Origin of the sequence: Roseomonas sp. GC11 (assembly GCF_024437745.1) — a bacterium.
GTDB lineage: Bacteria > Pseudomonadota > Alphaproteobacteria > Acetobacterales > Acetobacteraceae > Pseudoroseomonas.
This window is the reverse complement of sequence record NZ_JANFNY010000004.1, coordinates 1-12,012: the sequence shown is the minus strand read 5'-3', so window position 1 is coordinate 12,012 and position 12,012 is coordinate 1. Positions and strand designations below refer to the sequence as shown.

Genomic DNA, 12,012 nt, shown 5'->3' with positions numbered 1-12,012 from the left:
CGGTAGACCAGCGGCGTGCCCGCCAGCAGGAAGGCGCGCGGCATCGCGCGCCACCCAACCGGAGGTTGATTGCGCTGATGCACGTGGCCCTGGGGCAGCACGGCCCGCCCGCCCTTCAAAAACCCATTCAAGATTTTGATTTTAAATAAAACCTGAAAAAACCCTCTCAACCGTGATGCGCAAAATCCCCGTGCAATGCCTCGCTTCCTTGCAAAACCTAATAAAAATTTGAGAGAATAGAGACAGACCCCGATGGCGGTCGGCGTTCCTGGCCCGCGCGCCGCGCGGCCGGGAGAGCGCCGCCGCCTCTCGCTGCGGGGCCGTGCAGTTCGAATGGGTGGCGCATCGCTATGTCCCTGGGGGACCTCCATCATTTCCTGACGCGCTGTCCCCTGCCTGCCTTCCTGGCCGGACGGTTCGAAGGGGCGTTCCGCTTCACCCTCATCAACCCGGCCCTGGCCCTGGCGGCGGGCCGGCCGCTGGAAGACCTGGTGGGCCGCAGCCCGGAAGAGCTGTTCCCGCCCGATCTGGCGCGGCAGCTCAACGCCCAGCTTCTCGCCGCCTGGGACGGGCGGCAGGTGGTGGACCTCACCGCCTGCCTGCCGCACGAGGCCGGCCCGCGCGACTGGGACATGGCGCTGATCCCCATCCCCGACGACAGCGGCGCCACCCGCCATCTGGTCGGCTATGGCATCGACCCGGGCGAGATGGCCCGCCGCCGCATCGCCCACCAGACCGGCGGGCAACTCGTCGCCGATGCCTTCCTGGCGCAGGAGGCGATCATCTGCCGCATCCTGCCCGACACCACCCTGACCTTCGTCAACGCCGCCTATGCCCGCGCCATGGGGCGCGGGCCGCAGCACCTGCTGGGCCAACGCCTGGCCGACCTGCTGCCGCCCGAGGAGCGCGCGCCGGTCATGGCCAACCTCGCCCGCCTGACGCCCGGCGCGCCGCTGCACAGCCACATCCTGCGCTACCAGCGCCCCGATGGCCGCAGCGGCTGGCGCCACTGGGTGGAGATCGCCGCCTTCGACAGCCATGGGCGGATGCTCGAGATCCACTCCATCGGCCGCGACATCACCGAGCTCCAGGATGCCATGCAGCGCATCTCGGAAAGCGAGCACCGCTTCCGCGCCGTGGTGGAGAACATCGCCGAGGGCGTGCTGCTGGCCGACAACCAGGGCCATATCCTCTACGCCAACCGCAAGGTGGTGGAGATCCTCGGCTGGGGCGCCGGCGAACTGCATGGCCGCCACGTCTCCCAGATCGGCAACCCCCACGATGCCGGGGAGCTTGGCCCCTATCTGGAGCGCTATCTGCGTGTCCGCCCCGCCCCCGTGGGCGGCATCGGCCAGGAAAGCTTCGCCCGCCACCGCGATGGCCGCATCCTGCGCATCCACTTCAGCCTGAACGAGGTCGAGCTGGAGGGGGTGCGCCATTTCATCGGCGTGCTGCGCGACAACACCGCCATGCACGAGGCCCAGCAGCGGATCGAGCGCCTGGCCTTCAACGACGAACTGACCGGCCTGCCGAACCAGCGCCGCCTCAAGGAGGAACTCGGCCGCCTGCTGGAGCGCCCCGGCGCCCGCTGCACCCTGCTGCTGGTGGACCTCGTGGACTTCAGCGCGCTCAACGGCACCATCGGCTTCGCCGCCGGGGACCGGGTGCTGCGCACCGCCGCCCGCCGCATCGCCGATGTGCTGCCGCATGACAGCCTGCTGGCGCGCTTCGGCAATGACCGCTTCGCCGTCCTGCTGCGCGAGGTGGCGGATGCCGAGACGGCCCAGGTCCTGGCCGGGCGCATCGCCGTCTCGGTCGAGGGCGCCGTCCCCGAAGGACATGGCGAGAGCGGCTTCCGCCTGCCGCCCGTCACCATCGGCATCGCCATGGCGCCGCAGGACGACACCCGGCCGGACGGGCTGCTGGAAGCCGCCGAGATCGCCCTGCTGGAGGCCAAGCGCCGCGCGCCGGGCAGCATCCGCGGTTTCGCCGCCATCATGCGCACCACGGCGGCCCGGCGTTTCGCCACCGCCCAGGGGCTGCGCCGGGCGCTGGACCAGGGCGGCCTCTTCATCGAGGTGCAGCCCCGCTTCACCGCCGACCACCGCATCCTGACCGGCGGCGAGGCCCTGGTCCGCTGGCGGCGGGAGGATGGCTGCCTGATCCCGCCCACCGACTTCGTGCCGCTGGCCGAGGAGACCGGGCTGATCCAGCCGGTGACGGAATTCGTCTTCGACCAGATCATGCCGCTGCTGGCCCGGCTGCGTCCCGGCCAGCGCCTCTCCATGAACTTCCCCCCCGCGCAGCTGGCCCGGCAGAACCTGGCGGCCATGATCGCCGCCCGGCTGGCGCGGCAGGGCGTGCCGGGCAACCGCCTCGGCATCGAGCTGACGGAAAGCGCCCTGATCGGCGGCCCCGGCCTGCTGGACGAGAACCTGCGCGAGTTGCAGCGCCTGGGCTGCGCCGTGGCGATCGACGATTTCGGGACGGGCTATTCCTCCCTCTCGCGCCTGCGCAACCTGCCGATCGACGAGTTGAAGATCGACCGCATCTTCATCCGCGACGCGGCGCGGGACGCGGCGGGCGTGGCCTTCCTCCAGGCCATCGGCGCCATGGCCAATGCCCTGGGCCTGCGGCTGGTGGCGGAGGGTGTGGAGACGGAGGTGGAACTGGAACAGGCCCGCCGCATCGGCTGCCACGAGGTGCAGGGCTGGCTCTGGGGCCGCCCGATGGCGCCGGACGAGTTCATCGCCCTCTGCCTGGAGGGCGACACGGCCGGCGGTTTCGCCGCCGGCTGAAGGCCGCGCGGGGCGCCCCGGCGGGCGGGGCGCCCCCTCTTCGCGTCAGGCCGCCTGGCGCTGCCCGCGCGCCAGTTCCGCCGCCAGGAAGGCCGCCAGCGCACCGGGGCCCGAGCGGTCCGTCCCCGCCAGCCCGGCCGCCGCCTCGGCCTCCGGGTTGTAGTTGGTGTTGGTGTTCACGTCATAGACCAGCGGCTGGCCTGCCGCGTCACGGATGAACTCGATGCCGGCCACGTCGATGCCGGCGCGCAGCAGGAAGCCCTCCAGCCGGCTGCGCAGCCCCGGCTCGATGCCCTGCGGCAGCACGCGGAAGCGCGGCGCGGGCGGCGGCGCCGGCTGCGCCCCCACTGGGCAGAAGGCATCCCCCACCGCGCAGGCCTCGGCCGGGCAGAGCTCGAAGCCGGCGGTGGTATCGACCTCCACGGCATAGACGAAGCGGCCGCCGACGAATTCGGCGCGGGTGATCACCGGGCGATCGGCGCGGATATAATCCTGCAGCAGCCAGATGCCATCCACCGGGGCTTCCTCGGCCGGGGCCTGCTCCAGATGCGCCTCCAGCGCCTCCACCGAGGCGAAGAGCCGCACGCCCAGCCCCTTGCCGCCCCGGTTCGGCTTCAGGATCAGCGGGCCGGGGGCGAAATGGCGGCGCGCGGCGGCGAGAAGCGCGGCGCTGTCATCCTGCACCATGACAGTGCGTGGAATCACCAGACCCGCGCTTTCCAGCGCGGCATACTGGCGCACCTTGCTGATCTCCAGATCCAGCGCGGCGGGGCCATTCACCACGCGGCGGCCGTGGCGCGTGAGCCAGGCCAGCACGCCCGCCGTCAGCTCGGCGGCGTAGCGGTGGCCGCGCGTGTGGGAGGAGGCGCTCATCCGGTTGTAGAACACGCCCTCCGGCGGCGGCTGCGACAGGTCGAAGCTGCCGCGCGAGAGATCCATCTCCGCCCAGGGCAGGCCGATCCGGTCAAAGGCCTGGGCCAGCGGCGGCAGCCAGACGGGATTTTCGTGAATAACGTGGATCTTGCTCATGCCTCGACGCGCTCCGAAGGATTTCCGGCATATACACATCATGGATGTGGGATATGTCAAACCACGTGCAAGGCTCCATTCCGAAGCCGGCAGGACCGCCGATCACCCCAGAAAGCCGTCTTCTTTTTCTGAAGAAAAAGAAGCAAAAAGACTTCTTCCAGACGCGGCCCGCGCCATGCCCGGAAGCGCGACGCAAAACTGAAAAAATTTTTTGGTTCTTTTTTATAAAAAAGAACATCTTCATGGCCTCTGGCCAGCATGCCCCCAGCCGCGCAGCAGATCCTCGGCCGGCAGGCGCCCCTCGAACCACAGGCTGGCGGCCACGCGCGACATGGCCGCGCCATCATGCCCGATATGGGGCACCGGAATGAGCGACCAGCCGAAGGGCAGGCCACGCCGCGCCGCCTCCGCCCGGCCGGCCTCCAGATAGGTCTGGGCGCGGCTGAAGCGGTTGGGCCCCTGCGCCAGCGCCGCATCATGCCGGGGCAGGCTGGGGCTGGCGCTCTGCCGGTCCTGCTCCCCGGCCAGGATCAGCAGCGGGAAGGCCAGCAGGCGGGCCAGCGCCGCCTCGTCCAGGCCAATGCCGCCCAGCCCCGCCGGAAAGGGCAGGTCGAGGCGCGGCAGGCTGTACCATCCCGGATTGGCCGCCGCGATCGCCCGGAAAGGCGTGAGGTCCTGCGTCGAGGCCAGGCGGTGCGCGAACTGGCCACCCGCCGAATGGCCGAACAGCCAGGCGGGGGCGCCATCCACCACCCCCGCCTGCCGCAGCAAGGCCAGCAGGCGCGCCGGCACCGCATAGCTCCAGGCCGCGGCGGGGCGCAGCTGCCCCGCCGCATCGCGCAGATGGCCGTTGTTGTAGGCCGCCGCACCGGGATAGGCGGCAGAGGAAAAACAGGGCGCGAGCACCAGCAGGCCATGGCGCTCCGCGGCCTCCACCCAGAAATCGCGATAGGCGTCGCCATTGCGGTTCATGCCATGCAGCACCACCACCACGCGGCCACCGGGGCGATAGGCGGCGGCGCGGTAGCTGTACAGCGTCAGCGCCCCGGCGACATCGTCGAGGGGAATGGCCGCGCGGCCAGGGGCGGACAGGCCGGCGGCGAGCCGGGCGGCGCCGTCATCGGCGGCGGCGGGCCGGGCCAGGGCGAGCGCAGCCGCCTCCAGGGTGGCGCGCCGGCTCCAGGCAGGGCGGAACAGGGTCATGCGGGGGGCCTCCAGGCGGGCAGCGCCAGCAGAGCCCTACCCCTGGCCGGCGGCAAGCCCCTCCCGCCCCGCTTCCCTCAGAGCATGCGCTCCCGCCGGAAGGAAAAGTGCCGGCCATTGCCGATGATCAGGTGGTCATGCACCACGATGGCGAGCACCTCCCCGGCGCGGCGGATCTCGGCGGTCATCTCGATATCGGCGCGGCTCGGCGTGGGGTCGCCGCTCGGGTGGTTGTGCACCAGGATCAGCGCCGTGGCATGCAGTTCCAGGGCGCGGCGAACCACCTCCCGCGGGTAGACGGGCGTGTGGTTCACCGTGCCCCGCGCCTGCGCCTCATCCGCCAGGAGGCGGTTCTTGCTGTCCAGGAAGAGAACGCGGAACTGCTCGATCTTCTCCCGCGCGAGGACGGCGTTCAGATAGTCCAGCAGGCGGTCCCAGTTGTTGAGGACGGGGCGCTCGGCCAGTTCGGCCTTGGCCAGGCGCAGCGCCGCATCCTGCACCAGCTTGATGGCCGAGACGCTGTGCTCGCCCAGGCCCGGCGTTTCCAGCAGGTCCTGCTGGGGGGCCGCGAGCACCCCGGCGAAGCTGCCATAGCGGTTGATCAGGGCCTTCGCGAGCGGCTTGGTATCCCCCGTCTTGAAGGCGAGGAAGAGGAGCATTTCCAGCACCTCGTAATCCGCCAGGGCACCCGGGCCACGCTCCAGCAGCTTGCCGCGCATCCGGCCGCGATGGCCATGCGGCCCGGTGCTGGGGAAGGGCAGCACCGCCGCTTCCTCTGGCGTGGCCAGGGCGGGAGGGGTTGCCGGGGTGGCCATGGCGGCGGCGGTGGCCGCGGCAGGCGGGCGGCCACGGCGCCGGGCGGGTGGCGCGGCGGGGCTGGCCACAGGCGGCAACTCCAGGCCACGCGGTGCCCGGCCAAAGCCCAGCGCGCTGAGATCCTCGGAAAAGCCCGGCCGGGCCACGCCCACGGGAACAGGAGCGTAGCGCGGCGGCGCCGCCTCACTGCGGCGGAAGATCCGATCAAGCCACATGGGACCTCCTGTGATCTTAGCGTTCTGCCTGAACCCATTCTCTTTTCAACTTTTAGGATCATCAAGCCAATTATCACGGTTTCGTGAGTTTTCTCGCGCCCAGCCCAGGGTATGAGAACGTTATAACGTTTCTATCACGAGCCATGACCAACGACATCACGCTCCGCGACCAGCTCTGGCGCCGCCTTCAAGGGGATGAGTGGGAGAGCTTCGACGCCCTGCCCGCCCCGGTCCGCAAGCGCCTGCAGGAGCACGCTTATGACGCCTGGGCGGTGAATGCGCTGGCGCTGTGGCGGCATTTCCGCCGGCAGCTGGCCAGCACGGAGCGCGCCACCCGCCGCCTGCTGCGCTACCTGGATGAGTGCGAGGCACGGGAACGCGCCGATTTCGATGCGGCCTACCGCGCCCGGCATGGCCGGCCTCTGCCGCATGTCGCGGCGGCGGCCACGACGCTGCGGGTGGCCGCAACGAAAAAAGGCAGGCCCTGATGGCCTGCCTTTTCCCAACCCTCGCGGGCCCTGTTTGGTAGCGGCGAGCGGACTTGAACCGCTGACCCCGGCATTATGAGTGCCGTGCTCTAACCAGCTGAGCTACGCCGCCTCATCAGGCGTCCCGATCGGGTGGCGGCGAATTAAGCGGCCCGGCCCTCGCTGTCAACTCCCTGTTTTGCACGGCGGATGAAGCCGCCGCCCAGAACCCGCTCCCCGGCATAGAGGACGCAGCCCTGGCCGGGCGCGGCAATGGCCGGCTGCTCCAGCACGACGCGCAGCAGGCCCGTATCGGCCGCCCAATGCGCCACCGCCGGCTGCGGCTGCTCGCGGGCGCGCAGCTTCACCATGCAGGCCAGCGGCGCGGCGGGCGGGTCGATCAGCCAGTTCACCTCCCCCACCAGCACCTCGGGCGAGGCCAGGGCGCCGCGCGGCGCCACCACCACCCGACGGCGCGCCGGGTCCAGCGCCGTGACGTAGAGCGGCTCCTCCCCATCGCGCGAGGCCATGCCGAGGCCGCGCCCCTGCCCCACCGTGTAGCGCGCGACGCCCTGATGCGTGCCGAGCACGCGACCATCGACATGCTCGATGGTGCCTTCCGCCACCGCCTCGGGCCGCAGCTTCGCCACGAGATCGGCATACTTGCCCTGCGGGACGAAGCAGATGTCCTGGCTGTCCGGCTTCTCCGCCACGGCGAGGCCAAGCCGCACCGCCTCCGCCCGCACCTCCGCCTTGGAGGCATAGCCGCCGAGGGGGAAGCGGCAGAATTCCAGCTGCGCCCGCGTGGTGGCGAAGAGGAAATAGGACTGGTCGCGCGCCGGGTCGGCGGCCCGGTGCAGCTCCGCCCCCTCCGGCCCCTCCGTCCGGCGGACATAGTGGCCGGTGGCCAGGGCATCGGCGCCGAGGTCGCGCGCCAGCTCGACGAGGTCCTGGAACTTCACCGTCTGGTTGCAGCGGACGCAGGGGATGGGCGTCTCGCCACGGGCATAGGCCTCGGCGAAATCCTCGATCACCGCATCCCGGAAGCGGCGCTCGCGGTCCAGCACGTAATGCGGGATGCCGAGGCGGTCGGCCACGTCGCGCGCGTCATGGATGTCCTGGCCGGCGCAGCAGGCGCCCTTTTTCTCGATGGCGGCGCCGTGGTCATAGAGTTGCAGCGTGGCGCCGATCACCTCGTGCCCCTGCTCCTTCAGCAGCCCGGCGACGACCGAGGAATCCACCCCGCCCGACATGGCGACCACGATCCTCATGCGGCGGCGTCCAGGCCCATCTGCCAGAAATCCGCCTCCAGCCGCGCGGCCTCGGCGAAGGTGGCGCTCAGGCTGGCGAAGCGCGCCTCCCCGCCATGGCTGCGGCCGAGCGCGTCCAGCCGCTCCGCCGCCGCGCGGGCCAGGGCCTGGTAATCGGCGCCGGCATAGGTGGCGATCCAGCTTTCATAAGGGTTGCCCCCCCGCCGCCGGCCGGGATGCGCCAGGATGCGCAGCGCGATCTCGCCATAGCCGATGGTGCAGGGCGCCAGCGCCACCTCCAGGTCCAGGATATCCCCGGCCATGCCGCGGTCCAGCACCCAGCGGGTATAGGCGACGGTCTGCGGCGCCTCCGGCTCGGCCAGGACATCGGCCTCGCTCAGGCCCCAGTCGCGGCAATAGGACAGGTGCAGGTTCATCTCGGCCAGCAGGCTGTTCAGCGCGCCGGCCTTGCCGCGCAGCGCCTCCAGGCTCTCCGCCTTGAAGGCGGCCAGCGCCTTGGCCCGGGCGAACTGGATCAGGAAAAGCCAGTCCTGCACCAGATAGCGGCGGAAGGCCGGCAGGGGCAGCGTGCCCTCCGCCAGCCCCTGCACGAAGGGGTGCCAGCAATAGGCGTCCCACCGCCCGGCCGCCGCGTCGCGCAGCCGGTGCAGGAGGCCGCCCGGCATGCCATAGGGGGACGCCATCATGGCTCTCTCCTCAGCCCGCGTTGCGCGTGCCGGCGGGCAGCTTCACCACGAGGCCGTCCAGTTCCTCGCTCATGATGATCTGGCAGCCGAGGCGGGACGTCTCCTGCAGGTCGAAGGCGAGGTCGAGCATGTCCTCCTCGTCCTCGGTCGGCTCCTTGAGCTGCTCGAACCACGCGGGGTCGATGATGACGTGGCAGGTGGAGCAGGCTAGGCTGCCCTCGCACGCACCCTCGATATCCACCCCATGCTTGTGGGCGATCTCCAGCACGGAGAGGCCGAGGGGGGCATCCACCTCGCGGCGCGTCCCATCACGCTCGATGAAGGTCATCTTCGGCATCGCCGTCTCTACTCCGCCGCGTCTCGGGTTTGGGAAAGGGCATGCGTCCAGGCGCGCGCCAGCAGGGCAGCGGCGCGGTCCACATCGCCCGGCGAAGTAAAGCGCCCGATGCCGATCCGCAAGGTCGCGCGCGCCTGGGCCTCGCTGAGGCCGAGGGCGCGCAGCACATAGGAAGGCTCCACCTCCGCCGAGGAACAGGCGGAGCCGGTGGAAACGCACAGATCCGGCAGCGCCGCCAGCATGGCCTGCGCCGAAACCCCGCCGGGGAAGGACAGGTTCACATTGCCGGCGACGCGCCGGGTGGTGTCGCCATTCAGAGCAAGGCCGGGGACCAGCCGGTCCATCTCCGCCAGGAAGCGCGCCCGCAGCGCGGCCATGCGCGCGGCATCGGCCTCCCGCTCGGCGGCGGCGAGGCGGGCGGCCTCCCCAAGGCCCACCAGCAGCGGCGCCGGCAGCGTGCCGGAACGCAGGCCGCGCTCCTGCCCGCCCCCCGAGAAGAGCGGCGCGAGACGCACCCGTGGCCGGCGCCGGACATAGAGCGCCCCCACCCCCTTCGGGCCATAGATCTTGTGGCCGGAGAGCGAGAGCAGGTCGACCGGCACCGCCCCGACATCCAGTGCCACACGGCCGGCGCCCTGCGCGGCATCGCTGTGGAACAGGGCGCCCGCCGCCTTGGCCAGCCCGGCCAGGGTGGCAAGGTCCTGCGCCACGCCGATCTCGTTGTTCACCGCCATCACCGAGACCAGCAGCGTCGGCACCGCCAGGGCCTCGCGCAGCAATTCAGGGTCCAGCAGGCCATCGGGGCGAACGGGCAGGATCACCGGCTCGAACCCCTCGGCGGCGAGGTCGCGCACGCTCTCCAGCACGCATTTGTGCTCGGTCGCCACGGTGATGACGCGGCGCCGCTCCGTGCCCTGCGCGGCGGCGAAGCGCGCGGCGCCCTTGATGGCCAGGTTGTTCGCCTCGGTCGCGCCGGATGTGAAAATGATCTCCCGCGCCTCGGCGCCGATCAGCGCGGCGACATGGCGGCGCGCCGCCTCCACGGCTTCCTCGGCCGCGCGGCCCAGCGCGTGCTCCACGCTGTGCGGATTGGCGAAGTTCTCCTCCCACCACGGGCGCATGGCCGCCAGCACGCGCGGATCCAACGGCGTGGTGGCGTGGTTATCGAGGTAGATGGGGTGATTGGCGGCGCGCATGGCGTGAATATGGGGTGCGCCATCAGGGAGAGCAAAGGGGGAGGAAAAGCCAGGGGCTCCGCCCCTGACCCCGCCGGGGTGGCAAGGCCACCCCGGACCCCGCTAGCCGTTTTTCAGGGCGCGCACGCCGCACCAGTCGGCGATGAAGGCGGCGATGCACAGCGTCGTCTGGCGCAGGCTCTCCAGATTGGTGCGCTCGTCGAAGCCGTGATTGCCCTCGCCCGAAGGGCCGTAGCAGAGGGCGGGCATGTTGAAGTAGCGGCCGTAATAACGCGTGTCGTTGACGGCCGTGGTGATGCGCTCCTGCATCGGCGCGCCGAAGACGGCGGCATGGGCGGCCCCCAGAACCGCCTCCGCCTCCGTGCCCGGCTCCTGCACGAAGCCATCCGCCTGGAAGCCGTGCCACGTCACCTCGGGCGGATTGTTGGCCAGGAAGGCATCGCCCGCCCGGCTCTCGGCGATGCAGCGCTCCACCGCCGCCATGGCATCCGCCACCTCGGTGCTGGGCAGCAGGCCGATGCGGCAATCCACCTCACACCAGGAGGGGGTGGAACTCGCCCAATCGCCGCCGCGGATGATTCCGGGGTTGAACTTGATGGGGTCCTGGATGCCGGCATACCAGCGGTCGGACTTCGCCGCCTCGTTCAGCGCCCGGGTGTGCTGCTGCAAGGCCTGGATGATGTGCAGGGCGGAGAGGATGGCATTCGTCCCCGTCTGCGCCTGCGCCACATGCACGGGCACGCCGCGCACCCGCACCCGGAACCACAGCGTGCCGGTATGGGCGCGCGTCATGGTGTGCCCGGTCGGCTCCGGGATCAGGCAGGCATCGGCGCGGTAGCCGCGCGCCAGCGTCGCCAGCGCGCCATTGCCGGTGCTCTCCTCCTCGGTGACGGTCTGGAGATGGACATCGGCCGCCGGCTCCAGCCCGGCCGCGCGCAGCGCCTCCATCGCCCAGATCATGCAGGCCACGCCGGCCTTCATGTCATTGGCGCCGCGGCCATAGAGCCAGCCATCCCGCACCACCCCGGCATAGGGCGGGTGCGTCCACATCTCCACCGGCCCCTCCGGCACCACGTCGATATGACCCTGCAGGATCAGGCTGCGCCCGGTGGGCGCGGCGGCGCGGCGGGTGGCGACGACCTGGAGGGAGGCGGCGGGATCGGCCTCCACCATCGGCGCGGCCTTGGCATGGGCGGCCAGCGGCGTCTCGGCGATGGTGAAGCGGTCCACCGCATAGCCGCGCGCCGCGAAATGGCGCGCCAGCCAGTCCTGCACCGGCGCCTCCCGCCCGCGCAGGCTGGGAAAGCGCACCAGCTCGGACAGGAAAGCGGTCTCGTCGGCGAAATTGGCGTCCACGGCCTGGCGCAGCCGGGCCAGGAGAGCGGGATCGGGCATGGAACTTCCTCGCGGGCGATGCGGTGGGGCGTCCGGTGACGGTAGCAGCGCACCCAGCCCCGGCCAGACCCGCCCCCGCCTCGCGCCGGAACCCCCTGCTTTCAGAGGGTTTCCCGCCCCAGCCGCGCGCCGATTCGCAGCCCTGGCCCATCGCCCAGCGATACGGAGGAAGGGAAGACCACAGATGGCGAGTGCAGGGGACCCCGTCCCCTGCTGGGGGCGAGGGGGCAAAGCCCCCTCAACGCCGCCGCGCCAGCCGCTCCCGCATGGCGGCATGCGCGGCCAGGAATCGCTCCGCCGCATCCTCCGGCGCGTTCCAGGGCAGCGAGACGCGGATGGCCCAGCCCGCCGCCTTGCCGAGCCCCATCGCCAGCAGCGCGGCGCTGGCCGCCACCTTGCCGGAGGAGCAGGCCGCCCCGGCGGAAACCCGCACCCCGGCGAGGTCGAGCGCGATGACCTGCGTCTCCGCCGCCACGCCGGGCAGGATGAGGCAGGTGGTATTGGGCAGGCGCGCCGCGCCGCCCCCCGCCACGGCGAGGCCCAGCCCGGCCTCGATGCGGTCGCGCAGCGCGGCGAGGCGCGCCGCCTCCCCCGCCTCC

General features: G+C 71.3%; 10 protein-coding genes, 1 tRNA gene and 1 pseudogene. 2 read left to right on the top strand and 10 right to left on the bottom strand.

Features of this window, described 5'->3' with window-relative positions:
- Positions 1-350: 350 nt before the first annotated feature.
- Positions 351-2,798: an EAL domain-containing protein gene (locus tag NON00_RS02065; protein WP_256017177.1), complete on the top strand. Its 2,448-nt coding sequence runs from the start codon at positions 351-353 to the stop codon at positions 2,796-2,798.
- A gap of 45 nt (positions 2,799-2,843) precedes the next feature.
- Here NON00_RS02065 and NON00_RS02060 read toward each other — a convergent pair whose 3' ends face one another.
- The 3 genes from NON00_RS02060 to radC form a co-directional block, all read right to left on the bottom strand.
- Positions 2,844-3,827, bottom strand: coding sequence for a RimK family alpha-L-glutamate ligase (locus tag NON00_RS02060; protein WP_256017175.1), 984 nt, complete (start codon positions 3,825-3,827; stop codon positions 2,844-2,846).
- Between the two features lie 240 nt (positions 3,828-4,067).
- Positions 4,068-5,030: an alpha/beta hydrolase gene (locus tag NON00_RS02055; protein ID WP_256017172.1), complete on the bottom strand. Its 963-nt coding sequence runs from the start codon at positions 5,028-5,030 to the stop codon at positions 4,068-4,070.
- 77 nt (positions 5,031-5,107) lie between these two features.
- Positions 5,108-6,061 (bottom strand): RadC family protein, encoded by a 954-nt coding sequence (gene radC / locus NON00_RS02050; protein WP_370688654.1) that lies wholly within the window; start codon positions 6,059-6,061, stop codon positions 5,108-5,110.
- A 143-nt stretch (positions 6,062-6,204) separates the two neighbouring features.
- On the opposite strand from radC, the gene NON00_RS02045 reads away from it, so the two are divergent.
- Complete coding sequence (locus tag NON00_RS02045; protein ID WP_256017170.1) at positions 6,205-6,549, top strand: DUF6525 family protein; 345 nt, start codon at positions 6,205-6,207, stop codon at positions 6,547-6,549.
- Between the two features lie 35 nt (positions 6,550-6,584).
- On the opposite strand, the gene NON00_RS02040 is transcribed toward NON00_RS02045, so the two are convergent.
- The 7 genes and pseudogenes from NON00_RS02040 to NON00_RS02010 form a co-directional block, all read right to left on the bottom strand.
- Positions 6,585-6,661, bottom strand: a tRNA-Met gene (locus tag NON00_RS02040).
- 31 nt (positions 6,662-6,692) lie between these two features.
- Complete coding sequence (gene mnmA, locus NON00_RS02035; protein WP_256017167.1) at positions 6,693-7,799, bottom strand: tRNA 2-thiouridine(34) synthase MnmA; 1,107 nt, start codon at positions 7,797-7,799, stop codon at positions 6,693-6,695.
- Positions 7,796-8,485, bottom strand: a complete 690-nt coding sequence (locus tag NON00_RS02030; RefSeq protein ID WP_256017166.1) for a TenA family protein — start codon at positions 8,483-8,485, stop codon at positions 7,796-7,798. The genes mnmA and NON00_RS02030 overlap by 4 nt, the downstream gene beginning before the upstream one ends.
- Before the next feature lie 10 nt (positions 8,486-8,495).
- Positions 8,496-8,822 carry a ferredoxin family 2Fe-2S iron-sulfur cluster binding protein gene (locus NON00_RS02025; RefSeq protein ID WP_256017163.1) on the bottom strand — a complete coding sequence of 109 codons (327 nt, stop codon included), beginning with the start codon at positions 8,820-8,822 and terminating at the stop codon, positions 8,496-8,498.
- A gap of 8 nt (positions 8,823-8,830) precedes the next feature.
- Positions 8,831-10,018 carry a cysteine desulfurase family protein gene (locus NON00_RS02020; protein WP_256017161.1) on the bottom strand — a complete coding sequence of 396 codons (1,188 nt, stop codon included), beginning with the start codon at positions 10,016-10,018 and terminating at the stop codon, positions 8,831-8,833.
- Positions 10,019-10,120: 102 nt separating this feature from the next.
- Complete coding sequence (locus tag NON00_RS02015; RefSeq protein WP_256017158.1) at positions 10,121-11,413, bottom strand: ArgE/DapE family deacylase; 1,293 nt, start codon at positions 11,411-11,413, stop codon at positions 10,121-10,123.
- 238 nt (positions 11,414-11,651) lie between these two features.
- Positions 11,652-12,012 (bottom strand): annotated as a pseudogene (locus NON00_RS02010) (cysteine desulfurase); the annotation flags it as partial.